General features: G+C 73.5%; 18 protein-coding genes. 3 read left to right on the forward strand and 15 right to left on the reverse strand.

Translation table 11 applies throughout. The features are described 5' to 3' along the window. Positions 1-3: 3 nt before the first annotated feature. The 4 genes from J5Y05_RS15840 to J5Y05_RS15855 all read right to left on the reverse strand — a co-directional run bounded on the left by J5Y05_RS15840 (position 4) and on the right by J5Y05_RS15855 (position 6,613). Complete coding sequence (locus J5Y05_RS15840; protein WP_210872866.1) at positions 4-1,425, reverse strand: sugar porter family MFS transporter; 1,422 nt, start codon at positions 1,423-1,425, stop codon at positions 4-6. Positions 1,426-1,650: 225 nt separating this feature from the next. Next, a complete protein-coding gene (locus tag J5Y05_RS15845; protein ID WP_210872869.1) occupies positions 1,651-5,481 on the reverse strand; it encodes an AAA family ATPase in 3,831 nt (1,276 codons plus the stop codon). Positions 5,482-5,750: 269 nt separating this feature from the next. Further along, entirely contained in the window at positions 5,751-5,963 is a 213-nt protein-coding gene (locus tag J5Y05_RS15850) for a hypothetical protein (protein WP_030421545.1), read from the reverse strand. Positions 5,964-6,331: 368 nt separating this feature from the next. After that, complete coding sequence (locus J5Y05_RS15855) at positions 6,332-6,613, reverse strand: acylphosphatase (RefSeq protein ID WP_210872871.1); 282 nt, start codon at positions 6,611-6,613, stop codon at positions 6,332-6,334. 161 nt (positions 6,614-6,774) lie between these two features. On the opposite strand from J5Y05_RS15855, the gene J5Y05_RS15860 reads away from it, so the two are divergent. Both J5Y05_RS15860 and J5Y05_RS15865 read left to right on the forward strand, forming a co-directional pair. Then, complete coding sequence (locus tag J5Y05_RS15860) at positions 6,775-7,935, forward strand: CAP domain-containing protein (protein WP_210872872.1); 1,161 nt, start codon at positions 6,775-6,777, stop codon at positions 7,933-7,935. Between the two features lie 273 nt (positions 7,936-8,208). Next, a complete protein-coding gene (locus J5Y05_RS15865; protein ID WP_210872874.1) occupies positions 8,209-8,613 on the forward strand; it encodes a winged helix-turn-helix transcriptional regulator in 405 nt (134 codons plus the stop codon). Here J5Y05_RS15865 and mutM read toward each other — a convergent pair. The 9 genes from mutM to J5Y05_RS15910 all read right to left on the reverse strand — a co-directional run bounded on the left by mutM (position 8,571) and on the right by J5Y05_RS15910 (position 18,364). Further along, positions 8,571-9,428: a bifunctional DNA-formamidopyrimidine glycosylase/DNA-(apurinic or apyrimidinic site) lyase gene (gene mutM / locus J5Y05_RS15870; protein WP_210872875.1), complete on the reverse strand. Its 858-nt coding sequence runs from the start codon at positions 9,426-9,428 to the stop codon at positions 8,571-8,573. The genes J5Y05_RS15865 and mutM overlap by 43 nt on opposite strands. Before the next feature lie 90 nt (positions 9,429-9,518). Then, positions 9,519-10,373 carry a ribonuclease III gene (rnc, locus tag J5Y05_RS15875; RefSeq protein ID WP_210872877.1) on the reverse strand — a complete coding sequence of 285 codons (855 nt, stop codon included), beginning with the start codon at positions 10,371-10,373 and terminating at the stop codon, positions 9,519-9,521. A 7-nt stretch (positions 10,374-10,380) separates the two neighbouring features. After that, a complete protein-coding gene (gene rpmF / locus J5Y05_RS15880; RefSeq protein WP_003951102.1) occupies positions 10,381-10,554 on the reverse strand; it encodes a 50S ribosomal protein L32 in 174 nt (57 codons plus the stop codon). Positions 10,555-10,556: 2 nt separating this feature from the next. Continuing rightward, positions 10,557-11,210, reverse strand: coding sequence for a YceD family protein (locus J5Y05_RS15885; protein WP_210872879.1), 654 nt, complete (start codon positions 11,208-11,210; stop codon positions 10,557-10,559). Positions 11,211-11,390: 180 nt separating this feature from the next. Then, positions 11,391-12,590 (reverse strand): F0F1 ATP synthase subunit B, encoded by a 1,200-nt coding sequence (locus J5Y05_RS15890; RefSeq protein ID WP_210872881.1) that lies wholly within the window; start codon positions 12,588-12,590, stop codon positions 11,391-11,393. 119 nt (positions 12,591-12,709) lie between these two features. Continuing rightward, positions 12,710-13,189, reverse strand: a complete 480-nt coding sequence (gene coaD / locus J5Y05_RS15895; RefSeq protein ID WP_210872883.1) for a pantetheine-phosphate adenylyltransferase — start codon at positions 13,187-13,189, stop codon at positions 12,710-12,712. Positions 13,190-13,215: 26 nt separating this feature from the next. Next, complete coding sequence (gene rsmD / locus J5Y05_RS15900; protein ID WP_210872886.1) at positions 13,216-13,803, reverse strand: 16S rRNA (guanine(966)-N(2))-methyltransferase RsmD; 588 nt, start codon at positions 13,801-13,803, stop codon at positions 13,216-13,218. A gap of 85 nt (positions 13,804-13,888) precedes the next feature. Next, on the reverse strand, positions 13,889-16,117 hold the full coding sequence (gene recG, locus J5Y05_RS15905) for an ATP-dependent DNA helicase RecG (RefSeq protein ID WP_210872888.1): 2,229 nt from the start codon (positions 16,115-16,117) through the stop codon (positions 13,889-13,891). Positions 16,118-16,477: 360 nt separating this feature from the next. After that, the gene (locus J5Y05_RS15910) at positions 16,478-18,364 is read right to left on the reverse strand and encodes a DAK2 domain-containing protein (protein ID WP_210872891.1); all 1,887 of its coding nucleotides are present in this window, start codon (positions 18,362-18,364) and stop codon (positions 16,478-16,480) included. Between the two features lie 262 nt (positions 18,365-18,626). Here J5Y05_RS15910 and rpmB point away from each other — a divergent pair, with 262 nt between their 5' ends. Continuing rightward, positions 18,627-18,812 (forward strand): 50S ribosomal protein L28, encoded by a 186-nt coding sequence (gene rpmB, locus J5Y05_RS15915; RefSeq protein ID WP_003993230.1) that lies wholly within the window; start codon positions 18,627-18,629, stop codon positions 18,810-18,812. Positions 18,813-18,892: 80 nt separating this feature from the next. Here the strand turns inward: rpmB and thiD are convergent, their stop codons facing one another. Continuing rightward, positions 18,893-19,690 carry a bifunctional hydroxymethylpyrimidine kinase/phosphomethylpyrimidine kinase gene (gene thiD, locus J5Y05_RS15920; protein WP_210872893.1) on the reverse strand — a complete coding sequence of 266 codons (798 nt, stop codon included), beginning with the start codon at positions 19,688-19,690 and terminating at the stop codon, positions 18,893-18,895. Then, the gene (locus J5Y05_RS15925) at positions 19,687-20,655 is read right to left on the reverse strand and encodes a thiamine-phosphate kinase (protein WP_210872895.1); all 969 of its coding nucleotides are present in this window, start codon (positions 20,653-20,655) and stop codon (positions 19,687-19,689) included. Before J5Y05_RS15925 ends, thiD begins: the two co-directional genes overlap by 4 nt. Positions 20,656-20,705: the final 50 nt, after the last annotated feature.

The following is a 20,705-nucleotide window of genomic DNA, read 5'->3' on the forward strand; positions in this document are numbered from 1 at the left end:
CGCCTACCCCATCTCCTCCAGCGCCTTGCCCTTCGTCTCCGTGACGAACTTGAGGACGAACGGGATGGAGAGCGTGGCGAAGATCGCGTAGATCACGTACGTGCCGGAGAGGTTCCAGTCGGCCAGGGACGGGAAGCTCGCGGTGATGGCCCAGTTGGCGATCCACTGCGCGGAGGCGGCGACGCCGAGGGCGGCGGCGCGGATCTTGTTCGGGAACATCTCGCCGAGGAAGACCCAGACCACGACGCCCCAGGACAGGGCGAAGAAGAGCACGAACAGGTGGGCCGCGACCAGGGCGACCCAGCCCTGCGTCGCGGGGAGCTTGCCGTCGACGAGGTCGTAGGAGAAGGCCCACGCCTCCAGCGAGAGGCCGACGACCATGCCGACCGAGCCGATCAGGGCGAGCGGCTTGCGGCCGACGCGGTCCACGAAGATCATCGCGATCACGGTGCCGACGATGTTGATGATCGACGTCGTGAACGAGTAGAAGAACGAGTCGGTCGGGTCGACGCCGACCGACTGCCACAGCGTCGAGGAGTAGTAGAACGCGACGTTGATGCCGACGAACTGCTGGAAGACCGACAGGCCGATGCCGATCCAGACGATCGGCTTGAAGAAGAAGGTGCCGCCCAGGAGGTCCTTGAAGGACGACTTCTCCTCGCGGTGCATCGCGGTCTCGATCTCGGCGACCCGGGCGTCCAGGTCGGCCCGGTCGCCCTCGACCTCGGCGAGGACGCGCCGGGCGCGCTCGTGCTTGCCGACCGAGACGAGAAAGCGGGGCGACTCGGGGATCGCGAAGGAGAGCAGCCCGTACAGCACGGCCGGGACGACCATGACGCCGAGCATGACCTGCCACGCCTCCAGGCCCATCAGCCGACCGCGCTGGTCCCCGCCGGCGGCGTTGAGCAGGCCCCAGTTGACGAGCTGCGAGACGGCGATGCCGACGACGATCGCGGCCTGCTGGAAGGAGCCGAGCCGGCCGCGGTAGGCGGGCGGGGAGACCTCGGCGATGTAGGCGGGGCCGATCACCGAGGCCATGCCGATGGCGAAGCCGCCGACCACCCGCCACATGGCGAGGTCCCACAGCGCGAAGGGCAGGGCGGAGCCGATGGCGCTGACCACGAAGAGGACCGCGGAGATCTGCATGCAGCGGATGCGGCCGATGCGGTCGGCGATGCGCCCGGCGGTCGCGGCGCCGATGGCGCAGCCGATCAGGGCGACGGCGATGACCTGGGCCAGCACCGCGGACCCGACGTCGTACCGGTCGCGGATGGCCTCGACGGCGCCGTTGATCACGGAACTGTCGTAGCCGAAGAGGAAGCCGCCCATCGCGGCAGCCGCCGCGATGAAGACGACATGGCCGAGATGCTCGGGGTGGGCCGCCGCGCCGGCGGCTGGGTCGGGCGCCTTCGATGTGCTGGTCACGTGTACTCCTCGGGCCACCGGCAGCGCTGCCGGGGTGGGGGCCGCCCTTCGTGGTGCCACGTGAGGCACCTGAAGGTGAATTCAACGATGCAGAGACTAAGCCTTCAAGTTTCGAACCCAATAGGGAGGGTGGGGCCCCTTCTGGACCCGGCAGGGCACTGGCATGTTCAAGAGGTGAAGCCGAAGTGCCGGTTCGGGGGTGCTCCCGTGCCTGCGCCCCGTCCGTCAGCGCAGCCGCTGGCCGATGACCTTCGACACGCCGTCGCCCTGCATCGACACGCCGTACAGCGCGTCGGCGACCTCCATCGTCCGCTTCTGGTGCGTGATGACGATGAGCTGTGAGGTCTCCTGGAGCTCCCGCATGATCCCGATCAGCCGCCGCAGGTTGGTGTCGTCGAGGGCCGCCTCGACCTCGTCCATGACGTAGAACGGGCTCGGCCGCGCCTTGAAGATCGCCACGAGCAGGGCCACCGCGGTCAGTGAACGCTCCCCGCCCGAGAGCAGGGAGAGCCGTTTGACCTTCTTGCCCGGCGGCCGGGCCTCGACGTCGACACCGGTGGTGAGCATGTTGCCGGGGTCGGTCAGGACCAGCCGCCCCTCGCCGCCCGGGAAGAGCCGGCCGAACACGCCCTCGAACTCCCGGGCCGTGTCCCGGTACGCCTCGGTGAAGACCTGTTCGACGCGGGTGTCGACGTCCCGGACGACCTGGAGCAGGTCGGCCCGCGTCTGCCGGAGGTCCTGCAACTGCTCCCCGAGGAAGCGGTGCCGCTCCTCCAGGGCCGCGAACTCCTCCAGGGCCAGCGGGTTGACCTTGCCGAGCTGCTGGTAGGCGCGCTCGGCCGCCTTCAGCCGCTTCTCCTGCTCGGCGCGGACGAAGGGCCGGGGCCGGTTGCGCGGGTGCTCCGGGTCCCGCGGCGCCTCCTCGCCGTCGGCGGGGGGCGCGGGCGGCACGGGCCGGTGCGGACCGTACTCCGCCTCCAGCCCCGCCGGTTCGACACCCAGTTCCTCCAGCGCCTTCGTCTCGAGCTGCTCGATGCGCAGCCGCTTCTCGGCGCCGAGTACCTCGCCGCGGTGAACCGAATCCGTCAACTTGTCCAGTTCCGCCTTGAGGTCGCGTCCGGCGGCGCGCGCGGCGGAGAGTTCCTCCTCGCAGCGGGCCTTGGCGGCCTCCGCCGCGGCGCGCTCCTCGTCGGCGCGGACGAGGGAGACCTCGACGTGGGCGAGGAGCTGCCGGGCGCCGCGGGAGACGGCCTCGGCGACGGACGCCTCGTGGCGGAGGCGGGCCCGGCGCTGTTCGGCACGCGCGCGTGCCTCACGTTCCGCGCGGGCGGCCCGGTCGAGGGAGTCGGCCCGTCCGGCGAGCCCCTTGACCCGCTCCTCGTGCGTACGGAGCTGGAGGCGGGCCTCCATCTCGGTCTGGCGGGCGTTGGCGCCGTCGGCGGCGAGCCGGTCGCGTACGGAGGTGTCGGGTTCCTCCTCGCCGGGCGCCTCCTCGGCGACAGCGAGCCGCTCGGCCAGTTCCCCGGCCTCGGCGAGGGCCTTCTCCAGGGCCTCCTGGGCCCGGTCGGCGGCGGCCTCGGACCGTTCGGCCTCCCCGGCGGCGCCCCGGGCCTGCCCGGCGAGCCGGCCCAGCCGCTGGGCGACGGAGGACTTCTCCCGGTCGGCGTCGCGGCGCCGTTCGCCCAGTTCCTCGACGAGGGCGGCGCAGCGGGCGCGCTGGTCGGCTGCCGCGTCGCGGGCGACGGCCAGTTCCTCGCAGCGGGCGTCCAGGTCGCGCAGTCGGGCGGCGGCCTCGTCGACGGAGGCCCGCACCTCCAGGAGGCTGGGGGCGCCGGCGGAGCCGCCCTGCGCGTAGTGGGCGCCCAGCAGGTCGCCCTCGGCGGTGACCGCGGTGAGCCCCGGCCGGGCCCGGACCAGTTCCTCGGCGTCCTCCAGGGTCCCCACGACGACGATCCCGCGCAGCAGACGCCGTACGGCGGGCAGCAGTTCGGCCGGGCCACGGACGAGGTCGGCGGCGAAGGGAGGGCTGCCGGGCGGAGTCGAGAGCGGGGGCGGCGTGTCGCCGGGGCGGGGCGGCGCGGGCGTGTCGGCAGTGTTCCGGGGCTGCGGCGTGTCGCGGGGGCGGTACGCGTGCGGCGTGTCGGCCGTGTGTGCGTGCGGCGGCGTGTCGCCGGTCTGGTACGCGTGCGGCGCGTCGCCGGTCTGGTGCTCCTCCGGCGTGTCGCCGAACCGCTCGCCTCGCGGCGTGTCGCCACTCCGCACCCGCGCCGGCGTGTCGCCACCCCCACGCCCCACCGGCGCGTCGCCGGTCCGGCGTTCCTCCGGCGTGTCGTCCGGGGCGCCGGCGAGGAGCAGGGCGGCGCGGCCCGCGTCCTGTTTGCGGAGCAGGCGCAGGGCGTCGGCGGCGGCCGAGGGGGAGGCGACCGCGACGGCGTCGGCGGCGGCGCCGAACGCCGCGGCGAGGGCCGTCTCGTGGCCGGGGGCCACGGTGAGCAGTCCGGCGGCCGGGCCGAGCAGGCCGGTGAGGCGGTCCCCGGCGGCGAGGAGGGCGCCGGTGCCGTCCTTGCGGCGCAGGCCCAGGGCGAGGGCGTCGTGGCGGGCCTGGGTGGCGGCCCGTTCCCGTTCGGTCGCGGCGAGCGCGTCGCGGGCGGTGTTCAGGGCGTTCTCCGCCTCGGCGAGTCGGCTCCGGGCGGCTTCGTGCCGCTCGGCCAGGTCGCGGTCGCCCGCGTCGAGTCCGTCGACCTCGGTCCGGAGGGCCTCGTACTCCTCCTGCGCGGCGGCGGCGCGCTGCCGTGCCTCGTCCCGGGCGGCGGCCAGCCGCTCGATCTCGGCCTGGGCCGCGGCGGCGCGCGAACGGGCCGCGCCCGCCTGGGCTCCGAGGCGGGCCAGCCCCTCGCGGCGGTCGGCGAGGGCGCGGGCGGCGTCCCGCAGGCGGCGCTCCTCGCGGGCGAGTTCGCCTTCCAGCTCGCCTCGGTGGGCGACCGTGTCCTCCAGCGCGCGTTCGGCCGCCTCCCGGGCGGCGTCGAGTTCGGCCTCCTGCTCGCGGACGCGGGCGGCCTCGCGTTCCAGCTCCTCCGGGTCACGGCCGCGCCGTTCCTCGACGGGGGCGGAGGTGGCGCTCCGCACGCGCGCGTCGGCCAGCGAGATCGTGCCGCGTACCCGTTCGGCGAGCTGGGACAGGTCGTACCAGGTCTGGCGGGCGCGCTGGAGGCGGGGCGCGAGCCCGCGCGCCTCGTCCTCCAGCAGGGATTCGCCGTGCAGCGCGCGGGCGAGTTCGCGTTCGGCGGCCTCTTTGCGCTCCTTGAGCGCGGCCTCGTCGGCCACCTCGGTCCGCAGCGCCTCCCGCAGCCGTACGAGGTCGTCGGCGAGCAGGCGCAGCCGGGCGTCGCGCAGGTCGGCCTGGATGACGGCGGCCCGCCGGGCGACGGCGGCCTGGCGGCCCAGGGGCTTGAGCCGGCTGCGGAGTTCCTCCGTGAGGTCCTGCACGCGGGCGAGGTTGGCCTGCATGGAGTCGAGTTTGCGGAGCGCCTTCTCCTTGCGCTTGCGGTGCTTGAGGACTCCGGCGGCCTCCTCGATGAAGGCCCGGCGTCCGGCGGGGTCGGCGTGCAGGACGGAGTCGAGCTGGCCCTGTCCGACGATGACGTGCATCTCGCGGCCGATGCCGGAGTCGGAGAGGAGTTCCTGGATGTCGAGCAGCCGGCAGGTGTCGCCGTTGATCTGGTACTCGCTGCCGCCGTTGCGGAACATGGTCCGTGTGAGGGTGACCTCGGCGTACTCGATGGGCAGGGCGCCGTCGGAGTTGTCGATGGTCAGCGACACCTCGGCCCGGCCGAGCGGCGGGCGGCCGGTGGTGCCGGCGAAGATGACGTCCTCCATCTTGCCGCCGCGCAGGGACTTGGCCCCCTGTTCGCCCATCACCCAGCTCAGCGCGTCCACGACATTGGACTTGCCCGAGCCGTTCGGGCCGACGACGCAGGTGATGCCCGGTTCGAACCGGAGGGTGGTCGCGGAGGCGAACGACTTGAATCCGCGGAGGGTCAGGGCCTTCAGGTGCACGCGGCCCGACTCTACCTTTCCCGGACATCTCGCTCCATGAACCGGTGAACCGGCGCGGTTTCACGGGTGAACGGGCAGGGCAGACCAGACGTTGAAGGGTTGAAAGAATGCACGGTGAACGAATGGTGTGAGGGGACGGGGCGCGGCCGAAGGGGGCGGGCAAGAAAGAAGGGACGCCGAAGCGTCCCTTGCAACTCGGACAACGAAGCGGTTGACGGGCGGCGCAACCACTGCTGTGCCGTCATGGAGTCCTGGAGCGATTACGGTGATCAGGTGAGCGCAGGCTCCGCCTGGTGTGCGTCAACGCTCTCCATGCTCTCCATGATCCTTTCGTGAGAAGCGGCAGCCGCCAGGGCGTCGTTCTCCGCCTGAATCCGTACGAGCTCGGATTCCAGGTCCTGGACGCGCTGCTGGAGCCGTCGCATCTCGGCGAGGAGTCGAGGGTCGGAGCCGCCGACGTAACCGAGAAGCGCCTTTGCCATGATGGATGGTCCTCCACAATGAGTGACCGACCGATGCGGTGTGGGTCGTGAGGGATTCGCACCCGCGGTGCCTGGCATTCTTGAGCCGTACTGCCGTTCAACCATGCCAAACAGCTCAGGTGCGCGGGGCTTTCAGCGTCTCACCAAAAAGTTTGACGGTCAACACGATCACGCCCCGTATCGGTGGGCACCGGGGGCGCGCGGCCGGAAAGCGGCGGCGCTGCGACTCCTGCGGGGCCCTCGGGGCGTGGCGATCACTCTGCCGTCCGGAGCCTGTCACGAGCCGGCCGCCTTGGCAACCACCTGCTCGTTTTCCCTCCTGGCGGGGCGGGGCGCGGGGTGCGCGCCGGACGCCGGGAGGGCCGGTGTCAGCGGATCGCGAAGCCGTCGTAGCCGCCGCGCGGTGTGTCCCAGATCTCCGTGACGCCCTCCACGCGGCCGGGCGTGTCGTCGCCGCGCAGCCAGTCGAGCAGAGCTTCGCAGCGTTCCCTCGGGCCCTCGGCGACGACCTGGACGCGACCGTCGGCCACATTGAGAGCAAAACCACTCAGGCCGCCGATTTCCAGTGCCCTGGCGCGGGTGAACCAGCGGAAACCCACCCCTTGTACCCGTCCCCGCACCCATGCCACCAGTCGCGCATCCTCGCTCATGAGGGCAACCTAACCGGTCAAACTCCCTCCGGGCACACGGCGCCCCTGGCCCATGCGGTACCGTCCCCACCCAATGAATCTCATATGAAACTCACTCGATCGTGTGAGTTCAGTGATGATCATGAAGGTCAGTCGACCGCCAGGACGAGGAAGGCCAGGACATGGGACGCCACCGACGCTCCGACGCCGGCCGCGCCGCTACGGGCCGCGCCGCGGGTGACCAGCAGCCGGACGGGCAGGACCCCGGCGTACTCGGCCGGGACGCCGACGGCCGCCCCGCGATGGGGATCGCTCCTTACCTGAACCCCGAGGCGTACTCCGACGCGCACGCGCGCAGCGACGCGTACCTCTTCGCACCGGACGAGACGGAGGCCGCGGTGCCGCCGCAGGCCCGCCGCACGGTCGACTTCCCGAGTGAGGGTTACGTGAGCGAGGTCTACGCGCCCGACGACGGACCACAGCGCTCCGGCGCGCACCGCCGCCGCAAGAAGAAGGCGGCCACCCCGGTCCGTACGGGACTGCTGGGCGTCTCCGCCGCGGTGGCCCTCGGCACGGTCGCCGTGGCCACGGGCGCGGTGCCGGGCCTGGAGAACTACCGGATCGGCGGCGACACGGGCGGCGGCGACCGGGTCCAGGCCGAGGACGCCCCGACCAACAGCCCGGCCGGGCTGGGCGGCACCTCCGGCAGCGCGGAGGCCGGCCACGGGGCCGAGGCGTCCACGAGCCGCGGTACGGGCCGCACGGCCTCGCCCTCCGCCCCCGCCTCCTCCACGGCCCCCGCCTCCCCGTCCGCCTCGCCCTCCGCTCCGGCCGCGCCCGTCCCCGAGGCACCCGCCGAGACGGCCGAGCGGGAAGCGGCCCCCGAGACCACGTCCCCGTCCACGCCGTCGCGTACGGAGACCAAGGCGCCCGAGCGGGTCGAGGCCCCGGTCACCGTCTCCGAGCAGGCCGCCGCGGAGGCCGCGGTGCTCAAGCTGGTCAACGAGGAGCGCGCCAAGGTCGGGTGCAGCCCGCTCGCGGCCAGCAGCGCGCTGCGCGACCTCGCCGAGAACTTCAGCAAGGCCATGGCCGCCCAGGGCTTCTTCGACCACACCGACCCGAGCGGCGCCACCCCGTGGGACCGCGCCGAGAAGGCCGGCATAGCCAACCTCGGCGGCGAGAACATCGCCCGCGGCCAGGCCGACGCCCAGGCCGTGATGGACGCCTGGATGAACAGCCCCGGCCACCGCGCCAACATACTGAACTGCGACTTCCGCACCCTCGGCGTAGGCGTCCACTTCGCCAACGGCGGCCCCTGGTGGACCCAGAACTTCGGCTACTGAGGCAACAGCAGGTCGGCAGGCTGGGCGCCCGGTGGGCCGGTTCTGGCGCGGGGTGGGCGGGGTCGGTCGCCTGCGCGGTGCGTGACCGGTCCATCGTTCCGTCGGCCTGGGTGTCTTGCCGGCGGTCACTGTTCCGTCCGCGGCCTCTCGCCACACCGCCACGAGCTCGACCGGGACAGCCTTCACCTCTTCGACCACTGAGGACCCCACGGGTCACAGCGCGCGTACGGCGCAGGCCCGGGTCGGGGAGGAGACGGGCCGTACGCTGGGGGCATGGTGGAGGGTCGTGGGGTTTCGGGGGGATATGACGTGTTCTCGCGGGGGTGTCCCTCGCGGGGGGTGCTGGAGCACGTCACCGGGCGGTGGGGCGTGCTGACGCTCGGGGCGCTGTACGAGGGGTCGCTGCGCTTCAACGAGCTGCGCCGGCGCGTCGACGGGGTCAGCGAGAAGATGCTGTCGCAGACGCTCCAGGCGCTGGAGCGCGACGGTCTGGTGCACCGCGAGGCGCGGCCCGCGAGCCCGCCCCGGGTCGACTACGAGCTGACGCCCCTCGGCCGCGAGGTGACCGGCCGGCTGATCGCCCTCATCGGATGCCTGGAGGACCGTATGGACCAGGTGCTGGACTCCCGGGAGCGCTACGACGCCCGGGGCGCCCGCTGGCACGTGGGGCAGAAGTAACTGGAGCGGTTCATCCAGGGGCGGCGCCGTATCGGCGTGCCGCAGCGGCGGCAGGGCAGGCCCTCGCGGCCGTAGGCGTCCAGGGAGCGGTCGAAGTAGCCGGACTCGCCGTTGACGTTGACGTAGAGGCTGTCGAAGCTGGTGCCGCCGACGGCCAGGGCCTCGTTCATCACGTCCCGGACGTGGCCGAGGAGTTCGGCGGTGCGGGGGCGGGTGAGGGTCGCGGTGGGGCGTTCGTAGTGCAGGCGGGAGCGCCACAGCGCCTCGTCGGCGTAGATGTTGCCGACGCCGCTGATCAGGGACTGGTCGAGCAGGGCCCGTTTGACGGTGGTGCGCTTGCGGCGCAGGGCGAGGTGGAACGCCTCGTCGTCGAAGAGCGGGTCGAGCGGGTCGCGGGCGATGTGCGCGATGACGTCGGGCAGCCCGTCGGGACCGGTGTCGTGCAGGGAGAGGCCGCCGAAGGTGCGCTGGTCGACGAAGCGCAGCTCGGTGTCGAGGCCGTCCGCGAAGGTCACCCGGACCCGGAGGTGCTTCTCCGGCGGCGCCTCGTGCGGCTGGACGAGGAGCTGGCCGCTCATGCCGAGGTGGGCGAGGACCGCCTCGCCGGTGTCCTCCAGCGGCAGCCACAGGTACTTGCCGCGGCGGCTCGGCGTGCCGATGCGGTGGCCTTTGAGGCGGTGGGCGAAGTCGTCGGGGCCGGCAAGGTGACGGCGGACCGCGCGCGGGTGCAGGACGGCGGCGTCCGCGACCGTCCGGTGGGCGACCCAGCGCGCCAGTCCGCGCCGGACGACCTCGACCTCGGGCAACTCGGGCATGGCATCCCCTCGGGTGGGCCGGGTGGGCCTGGTGGACGAGCGAACGCCCGCCCCGGGGCCGGGACGGGCGCGCGGTCGTACGCGGGTGGGTCAGGCGGAGGCCGTGGGCGCGTCGGCGCCCGCCTCGGCGGCCCCGGCGGTCTCGGCCGCCCCGGCCTCCTCGGCAGTGGCCTCGGCCGCGGCGCGTTCGTCCGCCGCCGCCCGGATGGAGCGCCAGGCGGATTCCGCTGCCTGCTGCTCCGCCTCCTTCTTGCTGCGGCCGGTGCCGGTGCCGTACGAGACGCCTCCGACGCGGGCGGCAGCAGTGAAGGTCTTCTCGTGGTCGGGGCCGGTCTCCGTGACCAGGTACTCGGGGACACCGAGCCCCTCGGTCGCGGTGAGTTCCTGGAGGGACGTCTTCCAGTCCAGTCCGGCACCGAGGTTCGAGGACTTCTCGATCAGGGGGTCGAAGAGGCGGTGCACCAGCTCCGCCGCCGCGTCCAGGCCCTGGTCGAGGTAGACCGCGCCGATCACCGCTTCGAGGGTGTCGGCGAGGATGGACGCCTTGTCCCGGCCGCCCGTGCCCTCTTCACCGCGGCCGAGCCGGATGAAGGAGCCGAGGTCGAGCCCGCGGCCCACCTCCGCCAGTGCGCGCGAGTTGACCACCGCGGCCCGCAGCTTGGCCAGTTGGCCTTCGGGCAGATCGGGGTGGGTGCGGTACAGCGTGTCGGTGACGACGAGGCCGAGCACGGAGTCACCGAGGAACTCCAGTCGCTCGTTCGTCGGCAGACCGCCGTTCTCGTACGCGTAGGAACGGTGGGTGAGCGCACGCACCAGAAGGGCGGACTCGACCTGATAGCCGAGCCGCCCTTCCAGAAGCGTGTGGGACGAGGCCGTGTTGTCCGCCGGTCCGTTCCCGACGGTGCGGGACGACTGCTTTTTGGGCGTGGACACAGTGCCTCTCACCAGCCGCTCAGACCTCGAGGACCTGGCGCTTGTTGTAAGTGCCGCAAGACGGGCACGCGATGTGCTGCTGCTTGGGCTCGTGGCAGCGCTCGCACGCAACCAGGGTGGGGACCGCAGCCTTCCACTGCGACCGGCGGTGGCGCGTGTTGCTGCGCGACATCTTCCGCTTGGGAACGGCCACGGCTACTTCTCCTGCTTCTCGGCGGCGTCTGCTGAACGAGGCGCGTCGCCGCTCATGTCGTCCTTCTCGCCGTCTCCCAGTGATCCGGCGAGTCCCTGCAATGCCGCCCAACGAATGTCGACGGCGTCGTGATGGTGGTCCGGATCGTCCGCCAGGCGCGCTCCGCACTCGGAGCACAGACCCGGGCAGTCTTCCCGGCACACCGGCTGCATCGGCAGTGCGAGCACCACCGCGTCGCGCAGCACGGATTCGAGGCCGATCAGACCGTCCTCGACGAAGAGCCTGTCCTCGTCGTCCTCGGCGTCGTCGCCCGGTTCCGCGCTGGCGCGGCCCCGGTCGTCGGCGTCAGGGTACGAGAACAACTCCTGGAAATCCGCTTCGAGCTCCTGCTCCAGCGGCTCCAGACACCTTACGCACTCCCCCTTGGCCCGCGCACGGGCGGTACCCGTGACGAGCACTCCGTCCATGACGGATTCCAGCCGGAGTCCGAGCTCCACCGGGGCGCCTTCCGGCACTCCGATGACCCCCTTGATCCCCAGGTCCCTGGGAGCGTCGACCGTGCGGTTCAGGCGCTGGAGCGCACCCGGCCGTCGTCCCAGCTCGTGCGTGTCGAACACGAGGGGATCACGGTGGTCCAAGCGCGCGTTCAGAACCATTCCTGCTTTCGGTCTCCGTGACTGAGAGGGACGCCGCCCTACGGTGTTCCCGGGCAGCGGCGATCGCGGACGTACACGCGACCGATGAGCCAGGATACTGGACGTTCGGCGCTCGGCCCAATCCGGTACCGGGCCACGGACACCGCCGCGGCCCCGTTCCGAGAGGCGACGGTCCCGCTCCTAGAGCCCGCGGCCCTGTTCGTAGGCCCGGAGCTGTTCGGCGCTGATCATGCTGGTGTCGAAGAGGCTGGTCTCGTCGAGGATCTGCGGCTGGGCCTGCGGGGGCTGGGGCGCGGCGGGCGGGAGCGCCGGGTAGCCGCCCTGCTGTCCGGTGTCGTACGCGGGCTGCCGGCCGGTGTCGTAACCGGCCTGGCCGCCGTCGTACCCCTGCTGCGCGTAACCGGCGTAGGGGTCGGGCTGCTGCTGGTAGCCGTAGGCGTCCTGGCCGCCGTCGTACCCCTGCTGCGCGTAGCCCGCGTAGGGGTCGGGCTGCTGGGCGTAGCCATAGGCGGGCTGGGCGGTCTCCGGCGTCGCCTGGGCCGCGGCGGGCTGCTGCTCGCCGTACTCGGCGGCGGCGGTGAGCTGCCGTTCCCCGTACTCGGCGGCGGCCGTGAGCTGCTGTTCGCCGTACTCCGGGGCGCGGAGCGGGGCCGCGGGGGCGTCGGAGAGGGCCGCGAGGTCGGCGAGGTAGTCGGCGTCGCTGGAGTGCCGGACGGTGGTGGTGTCGTCGGCGAGGGCGCCGAGGTCGTCGGTGGCGATCCGGCCGTGCAGCTTCTGCCGGCCGCGGCCGACCGCCTCCAGGGTCTTGGCCAGCACCGCCTCGAAGGCGCCGAGCTTGGTGTCGACGTAGGAGTCGGCGTCGCGGCGCAGCGTCTCCGGGTCGTGGCTGCGCTCGGGGGCGTCCTCGTCCTCGTAGCCGTTCTCGTCCAGGCCCGGTCCGGTGCCGAGGAGCTTCTCGCGGCCACGGCCGACGGAGCCGAGGGTCTTGGTGAGGACGACCTCGAAGTTGGCGAGCTTGGAGTCGACGTAGTCGTCGGCCTCGGCGCGGACCTCCTCGGCCTCCTGGCGGGCCTCGGCGAGGATGCGGTCGGCCTCGGCCTGGGAGCGGCGCGCGACCTCGGTGCCGGCGACGAGGGAGCCGCGCTCGGCGTGGGCGCCCTCGATGATGCGCTCGGCCTCCTGGCGGGCCTGGGCGACCATCTGGTCCCGGTCGCCGATCAGCTCCTGGGCCTGGGCGAGCGAGCCGGGCAGCTCGGTACGGAGTTCCTCCAGCAGGGAGAGCAGCTCGGCGCGGTTGACCACGCACGAGGCCGACATGGGCATGGCGCGGGCGCCGGAGACCATCGTGACGATCTCGTCGAGCTTCTTCTGCACGTCCACCGTGTGCTCGCCACTCTCTAGCTGTGTTGGAGACGGACGGGACGACTGTACGACCCCCGGCCCGCCAAGGGACACCGGGTGACGGTTTGTCAGCCTCCGGGAGCCGCGCGGGGCGTGGCTCAGTCCTTCCTCAGCCGTTCGGCGAGGGCGGCGTGGACCAGCTCCGGGACCAGGTGGGAGACGTCTCCGCCCCAGGTGGCGACCTCCTTGACCAGGGAGGACGAGAGGAAGCTGTAGGTGGGGTTGGTGGGGATGAACAGGGTCTCCACGCCGGACAGCCCGTTGTTCATCTGGGCCATCTGGAGTTCGTAGTCGAAGTCGCTGACGGCGCGCAGGCCCTTGACGATGGCGGGGATCTCGCGCTGCTTGCAGAAGTCGACGAGCAGTCCGTGGAAGGACTCCACGCGCACGTTGCCGTACTCGGCGGTGACCCGGCGGATGAGGTCGATCCGCTCGTCGACGTCGAAGAGGCCCTTCTTGGCCTGGTTGATCATCACCGCGACGTACACCTCGTCGTAGAGGCTGGAGGCACGGGCGATGATGTCGAGGTGTCCGTTGGTGATCGGGTCGAACGACCCGGGACAGACTGCTCGGCGCACTGGTGGTCCCTCGCTCTCCGGTCCGGTCATCGTGCGTCTTCGCACGTAGAGGCGGCGCGACCGTACCAAAACGTTCCCTCGCCGTAGCGACGGGCACGGAGCGCCTCGAAGCCGTCCGGCCAGCCGAACGCACCGCCTCTGGTGCTGCGCTCCACGGTGACGAGCGCGTCCGGCGCGAGCCACCCCCCGGTACGGAGTGTGAGGAGGATCTCCCGGAGATCGTCGTCGGAGACCGCGTAGGGCGGGTCGAGGAAGACCACGTCGTACGGGTCGGCCGGGGGCGCGGTGCGGATGGTCTGCTCGGCCTTCCCGGTGCGGGTCTCGGCGCCGGGCAGGCCGAGGGAGCGGACGTTCTCCCGGAGGGTGCGGGCGGCCCGGGGGTCGGCCTCCACCAGCAGCACGTGGGCCGCGCCGCGGGAGAGCGCCTCCAGGCCGACGGCGCCGGAGCCCGCGTACGGGTCGAGGACGCGGAGGCCGTCGAGGGGGCCGCCGAGCAGGGACTGCCAGGTGGAGAAGAGGCCCTCGCGCGCGCGGTCGGAGGTGGGGCGGGTGCCGTTGCCCGGCGGAACGGCCAGGCGGCGTCCGCCGGCCCGTCCGGCGATCACGCGGGTCATCTCGGGTCCTTCCCGGTGGTGTCGGTGCGCAGGGCCGGGCCGCCGTGCGCGGGCAGGGGGCGGGGGCGCTGCTCCGTCCAGTCTGTCAGCCCTTTTCCAGGTACTGCTCCCGTTCCTCGTCCAGGAGCGCGTCGAGCGCGGTGCGCAGTCCGGGGAGCCGGGTGAGGTCCGGGTCGGCGGCGACCAGCGCGGCGGCCTCCTCGCGGGCCTCGGCGATGATCTCCTCGTCCTCGATGACGGCGAGGACGCGCAGGGAGCTGCGGACGCCGGACTGGGCCTGGCCGAGGACGTCGCCCTCGCGGCGCTGCTCCAGGTCGACGCGGGAGAGCTCGAAGCCGTCGAGGGTGGCGGCGACCGCGTCCAGGCGCTGCCGGGCCCCGCTCGCCGGGGGCGCCTCGGTGACCAGCAGGCACAGGCCCGGGGCGGAGCCGCGTCCGACCCGGCCGCGCAACTGGTGGAGCTGGGAGACGCCGAAGCGGTCGGCGTCCATGATGACCATCGCCGTGGCGTTCGGGACGTTGACGCCGACCTCGATGACGGTGGTGGCCACCAGGACGTCGGTCTCGCCGGCGGCGAAGCGGCGCATGACGGCGTCCTTGTCGTCGGGCGGCATCCGTCCGTGCAGGATCTCGACGCGCAGGCCCGCGAGGGGGCCTTCGGCGAGGCGTGCGGCGACCTCCAGGACGGCGAGCGGGGGGCGTTTCGCGTCGTCGCCCTGGGCGTCGGCGAGCGGCTTGCGCTTGCCGGGGTCCTCGTCCTCGTCGCCGATGCGGGGGCAGACGACGTACGCCTGGTGGCCCTGGGAGACCTCCTCGCGGACCCGCTCCCAGGCGCGGGCGAGGAAGTGCGGTTTGTCGGCGGCGGGGACGACGTGGCTGGCGATCGGGGAGCGGCCGGCCGGGAGCTGGTCCAGGACGGAGGTCTCCAGGTCGCCGAAGACGGTCATGGCGACGGTGCGCGGGATGGGCGTGGCGGTCATGACGAGCAGGTGGGGCGGCTGGGTGCCCTTGCCGCGCAGGGCGTCGCGCTGCTCGACGCCGAAGCGGTGCTGTTCGTCGACGACGACGAGGCCGAGGTCGTGGAAGCGGACCTTGTCCTCGATGAGGGCGTGGGTGCCGATGACGACGCCGGCCTCGCCGGTGGCCAGGTCGAGCAGGGCCCGGCGGCGGGCGGCGGCGCCCATGGAGCCGGTGAGCAGGACGACCTTGGTGGCGTGCTCGGTGCCGCCGAGCATCCCGCCCTCGGCCAGCTCCCCCATCATCTCGGTGACCGAGCGGTGGTGCTGCTGGGCCAGCACCTCGGTGGGCGCCAGCATGGCGGCCTGTCCCCCGGCGTCGACGACGGCGAGCATGGCGCGCAGGGCGACCATGGTCTTGCCGGAGCCGACCTCGCCCTGGAGCAGGCGGTGCATGGGGTGGTCGGTGGCGAGGTCGTCGAAGATCTCGCGGGAGACGGTCCGCTGGCCCTCGGTGAGGGTGAAGGGCAGCCGCGCGTCGAAGGCGGTGAGCAGTCCGTCGGGGCGGGGGCGGCGGGGGACGGCGGGGAGCTGGGTCTCGGCGTGGCGGCGGCGGGCCAGGGCGACCTGGAGGACGAACGCCTCGTCCCACTTCAGGCGGGCGCGGGCGGCCTCGACGTCGGCCTTGGTGTGCGGGCGGTGGATCTTGTGCAGGGCCTCGGGGAGCGGGAGCAGTCCGCGGCCCTCGCGCAGCGGGGCGGGGAGCGGGTCGAGGGCCTGTCCGGCGCTGGGCAGGACGGTCTGGACCGCCTTGGCGATCTTCCAGGACTCCAGCTTGGCCGTGGCCGGGTAGAGCGGGATGAGGCTGCCCGCCCAGGACTCGACGGCCTCGGCGCCGTCCTCGCCGTCGCCGCGCAGCGGTTCGTAGGCGGGGTGGGCGAGCTGGAGGCGGCGGTTGAAGACGGAGACCTTGCCCGCGAACATCGCGCGGGTGCCCGGCAGCAGTTCCTTGTGGGGCTTGTGGACGCCGTGGCCGAAGAAGACGAGCTGGAGCCGGCCGCTGCCGTCGGTGATGGTCACCTCCAGGCGCTGTCCCTTGCCGCGCGGGGCCCGGGAGGAGGCGAAGGTGTGCAGCCGGGCGTCGGCGACCTGGGCGACCACCGTGACGTGCTCGTCCAGGGGCAGGTCGGCGAGGTGGGTGAGCTGTCCGCGCTCCTCGTACCGGCGGGGGTAGTGGTGGAGGAGGTCGCCGACGGTGTGCAGGCCGAGGTGGTCGGCCATCACCTTCGCGGTGGCGGGGCCGAGCACCGACTTCAGGGGCTGGTCGAGGGCTTCTCGCTGTGCGGGCACGAGATCCATTGCACACCACGGCACCGACATCGCCGTATCCGCGCCGGAAAAGCGCTGGTGGTACGGCCCGTACGGGCGGGCGGCGGGGCCGGCGCGGACGGGGTGCGCGGCCGGTGCGGACCGTGTGTCCGAACGGTCCGTACGGGGGGCGTGGCCGGTCCGTACGGGAGGCGCGGCCGGTCCGTACGGCAGGCGTGGCCGGTCCGCACGGCAGGCGCCGCCGGTCCGTACGGCAGGCGTGGCCGGTCCGCACGGCAGGCGCCGCCGGTCCGTACGGCAGGCGTGGCCGGTCCGCACGGCAGGCGCCGCCGGTCCGCACGGCAGGCGCCGCCGGTCCGCACGGCAGGCGCCGCCCGGGGGGACGGGCGGTTATTCGACGCCGATGAGGAGCAGGGCGCCCTGCCGGCCGCCGTGGTAGACGACGGTGTCGACGGCGAGGTACGCCTCCCGCACGCGGGCCTCCAGGCGGTCGGCGACGGCCTCGGGGGCCTCGTCGCCGACGACCAGGGTGACGAGTTCGCCGCCGGCCGCAAGCATGCGGTCGAGCACGGTCTCGGCGACGGCGGTGACGTCGGTGCCGATCACGGCCACGTCCCCGTCGAGGAGGCCGAGCACGTCCCCGGCCTGGCAGATGCCGGCCGAGGTCCACGACCGGTGCTCGGCGACGGTGACCTCGGCGTGGCGGGTCGCGCCGGCCGCCGAGGTCATCGCCACGACGTCCTCGTCGAAGCGGCGTCCGGGCTCGTGCACGGCGAGCGCGGCGATGCCCTGGACGGCGGAGCGGGTGGGGATGAGGGCCACGCGGATGCCCTCGGCGCGGGCCTGTTCGGCCGCGGCGGCGGCGGTGTGGCGCAGTTCGGTGTCGTTGGGCAGCAGGACGACCTCGCGGGCGTGCGCGCGCCGGACGGCCTGGACGAGTTCGCCGCTGGCGGGCGGCTCCCCGGGGCGGGCGAGCACGGTGGTCGCGCCGGCCTCGGCGCAGAGCCCGGCCAGTCCCTCGCCGGGGACGACGGCGACCACGGCGCGCTGGGCCCGCTCCCGGACCGGGCGCTGGGCGGCGTGCGTCTCGTCGCGGCCGAAGTGGGTGATCCTGATCCGGTACGGCCGCCCGGCCTCGACGCCCGCCTCGACGGCGGCGCCGGCGTCGTCGACGTGCACGTGGACGTTCCACAGTCCGTCGCCGCCGACCACGACGAGCGATTCCCCGAGGGCGTCGAGCCGCCGCCGCAGCCGGGCCACGGCGTCGTCGGCGGCCTCCAGGAGGTAGATCACCTCGAAGGCGGGGCCGTCCTCGGCGCACTCCGCCCCGGCGCACTCCCCCGGCGCGTCCCGCTCGCCGTGCGCCGCCGAGGCGGGGCGGCCCGCGGGCTCGGCGCGCTCCACGCGCGCGTGCGGCACGACGGGCGGCTCGGGGGCGTGGCCGGTGAGCGCCTCGACCAGCGCGGCGAGGACGGTGACCAGGCCCTGGCCGCCGGCGTCGACCACGTGGGCGCGTTCCAGGACGGGGAGCAGGCCGGGGGTCGCGGCCAGCGCCTCGCGGGCCCCGTCGTACGCGGCGCGGGCCACGGCGGCACAGTCGCCCCCGGCGCCTTCGTGGTGCCGGGCGGCCACCTGCGCCGCGTCGGCGGCGGCCGAGGCGACGGTCAGGACGGTGCCCTCGACCGGGTGGGCGACGGCCTGCCGGGCGGAGTCGGCCGCGCGGCGCAGGGCCAGCGCGAGCACCGGCCCGTCGGCGGCGGCCCCGCCGCCGAGTCCGGGCGAAGTCGGCCGCGCGGAACCGTCAGTCCCGGCAGGCCCGGCGGAACCGTCAGCCCCTGACTCGCCCTGCCCGGCGAGCACCTGGGCCATCCCCCGCAGGAGCTGCGCCAGGATCGTCCCGGAGTTGCCCCGGGCGCCGATCAGCGCCCCGTGCGCCATGGCGCGCACCACGTCGGCCAGTTCGGGCCCGGCGTCCGCGACCCCCCGCCCTTTCCCGGCCTCCGCGCCGTCCGCACCCGCGCCCGCCCCCGCGTCCCCGGCCTCACCGGCCTCCCCGCCCTCCGCGGTCACGGCCGTCGGCACCTCGTGCGCGGCGAAGACCGCCTCGACGGCGGCGGCGGCCGACTCCACGGTGAGGTACAGGTTGGTCCCGGTGTCCCCGTCCGCGACCGGGTAGACGTTGATCGCGTCGATCTCCTCGCGGGCCCGCCCCAGCGCGCCCAGCGACAGTCCGCACCAGGTGCGCACCGCCGAAGCGTCGAAGAACCTCCGCGGCACCTGCGCCTCCCTGAGCTGCTGGACGTGGCAGGCAGCGTAGACCGTACGGGGGCGCCGGCCCGCAGAGGGCCGGGACCGGCCGGTGGGCCGCCATGGTAGTTTCGTTGTACCGATGCAGTCGTTGTATGCTGCTCCGGTTGCCCGATCCGATCGGGCTCTCCCTGGCACCGCCACTCAGATTCCGGAACGCTCACGAGCCGAAATCATGATCCCGGCATGCCGGGATCAACCGTAAGTGCATCTGAAGTCTTTGGAGTGACCCGTGGCTGCCAACTGCGACGTCTGCGGCAAGGGGCCGGGCTTCGGCAACAACATCTCGCACTCGCACCGCCGTACGTCCCGTCGCTGGAACCCCAACATCCAGCGTGTGCGTACCGTGGTCGGCGGGACGCCGAAGCGCGTGAACGCCTGCACCTCGTGCATCAAGGCCGGCAAGGTCTCGCGCTGACGCGTGCACTGCCCGGTCCGCGGTACGAAGCCGGTCCACCTGAGGTGGACCGGCTTTTTGCCGTACCCGCACACCGGTAGCTAGGGCGTCGTACGGCGCAGGGCCCAGCCGTGGTCGACCGGTCCGATGCCGCCGCCGAGCGCGAAGCCGGCCCGGATGGCGCCGGTGACGTACTCCTTGGCCGCCCGGACCGCGTCGGGGACGGACAGCCCCCGGGCCAGCCCGCAGGCGACGGCCGAGGCGAGGGTGCAGCCGGTGCCGTGCGTGTGCCGGTTGTCCAGGCGCGGGGCGCGCAGCCAGTGCTCCTCGGAGCCGTCGGTGAGCAGGTCCACGGCGTCCCCGGCCAGGTGTCCGCCCTTGATCAGCGCCCAGCGCGGCCCGAACTCCAGGACCGCCGCCGCGGCCCTCGGCAGATCCGCCTCCGAGTCGGCGCGCACCCCGGTCAGTTGCGCCACCTCGTCGAGGTTGGGCGTGGCCACCGTCGCCGCCGGCAGGAGCCGGGTGCGGACGGCGTCCAGGGCGGAGGCGGCGAGCAGCGCGTCCCCGTGCTTGGAGACGCCGACCGGGTCGACCACGGCCGGCGCGTCGGTGCCGTCGATCAATTCGGCGACGGTCTCGACCAGTTCGGCGGAGGAGAGCATGCCGGTCTTGACCGCCTGCACGCCGATGTCGTCGACGACGCTGCGGTACTGGGCGCGGACCGCCTCCGCCGGCAGTTCCCAGGCGCCCTGGACGCCGAGCGAGTTCTGCGCGGTGACCGCGGTGAGCACGCTCATGCCGTGGGTGCCGAGGGCGAGCATCGTCTTCAGGTCGGCCTGGATGCCGGCGCCGCCGCCGGAGTCGGAGCCGGCCACGGTCAGGACGTGCGGGCGGTTCACGCCTCCCCACCCCCTCCGAAGTGGTCCCAGCCGCCGGTGCTGGTCCACGGGGCGCCATCGACCGTGACCTGGGGCAGCGCCGAGGGGTTGAGCACCTCGCCGATGACCTTCCAGCGGGCGGGCAGTTTCACGTCCGGCGGGAAGGTGGCGACCATGGCGTGGTCCTCTCCCCCGGTGAGCACCCACTGCATCGGGTCGACGCCGACGGCCTGGCCGATGTCGTTCATCTGGGAGGGGATGTCGATCTGTCCGGAGCGGACGTCGATACGCACCTTGCTGGCCTCGGCGATGTGCCCGAGGTCGGCGATGAGTCCGTCGCTCACGTCGCACATGGCGGTGGCGCCGAGCGCGGCGGCGGCCGGGCCCGCGTGGTAGGGCGGCTCGGGGCGCCGGTGGGCCTCCACGAAGGCGCGCGGGGAGCGGAAACCCCGGGACAGGACGGCGAATCCGGCGGCGGACCAGCCGAGCCAGCCGGTCACCGCGACCAGGTCGCCGGGCTGGGCGCCGCCCCGGGTGACGGGCTCCTGGTTGCGCAGGTCGCCGAGGGCGGTGATGGCGACGGTGATGGTGTCGCCGCCCACCACGTCGCCGCCGACCACGGCGGCGCCCGCGACCTGGCACTCGTCGCGCAGTCCGTCCATCAGCTCGGTCGGCCAGGTCACCGGGAGTTCGGCGGGGACGACGAGGCCGAGGAGCAGCGCGGTCGGCACGGCGCCCATCGCGGCGATGTCGGCCAGGTTCTGGGCCGCCGCCTTGCGGCCCACGTCGTAGGCGGTGGACCAGTCGCGGCGGAAGTGCCGTCCCTCCACGAGGATGTCGGTGCTGGCCACCACCCGGCGGTCCGGCGCGGCGACCACCGCGGCGTCGTCGCCGGGGCCGACGCGGACCGCCGGGGTCGTGGTGAGGCGGGAGGTGAGCTCCCTGATGAGCCCGAACTCCCCCAGCTCACCGACAGTGCCCTTCATTGCCTTACTCCCCTTCTGTCCCTGTCCGGGCCCGGTCGCGTGCCGTTCCC

Origin of the sequence: Streptomyces tagetis (genome assembly GCF_018069565.1) — a bacterium.
GTDB lineage: Bacteria > Actinomycetota > Actinomycetes > Streptomycetales > Streptomycetaceae > Streptomyces > Streptomyces tagetis.

What these genes read in the sequence shown, in the direction of transcription:
- J5Y05_RS15850 (WP_030421545.1), bottom strand. Translation starts at nt 5,963, where the DNA reads ATGGCAAAGGCGCTTCTCGGTTACGTCGGCGGCTCCGACCCTCGACTC.
- J5Y05_RS15855 (WP_210872871.1), bottom strand. Translation starts at nt 6,613, where the DNA reads ATGAGCGAGGATGCGCGACTGGTGGCATGGGTGCGGGGACGGGTACAA.
- J5Y05_RS15860 (WP_210872872.1), top strand. Translation starts at nt 6,775, where the DNA reads ATGGGACGCCACCGACGCTCCGACGCCGGCCGCGCCGCTACGGGCCGC.
- J5Y05_RS15865 (WP_210872874.1), top strand. Translation starts at nt 8,209, where the DNA reads ATGGTGGAGGGTCGTGGGGTTTCGGGGGGATATGACGTGTTCTCGCGG.
- mutM (WP_210872875.1), bottom strand. Translation starts at nt 9,428, where the DNA reads ATGCCCGAGTTGCCCGAGGTCGAGGTCGTCCGGCGCGGACTGGCGCGC.
- J5Y05_RS15885 (WP_210872879.1), bottom strand. Translation starts at nt 11,210, where the DNA reads ATGGTTCTGAACGCGCGCTTGGACCACCGTGATCCCCTCGTGTTCGAC.
- rsmD (WP_210872886.1), bottom strand. Translation starts at nt 13,803, where the DNA reads ATGACCCGCGTGATCGCCGGACGGGCCGGCGGACGCCGCCTGGCCGTT.
- recG (WP_210872888.1), bottom strand. Translation starts at nt 16,117, where the DNA reads ATGGATCTCGTGCCCGCACAGCGAGAAGCCCTCGACCAGCCCCTGAAG.
- J5Y05_RS15925 (WP_210872895.1), bottom strand. Translation starts at nt 20,655, where the DNA reads ATGAAGGGCACTGTCGGTGAGCTGGGGGAGTTCGGGCTCATCAGGGAG.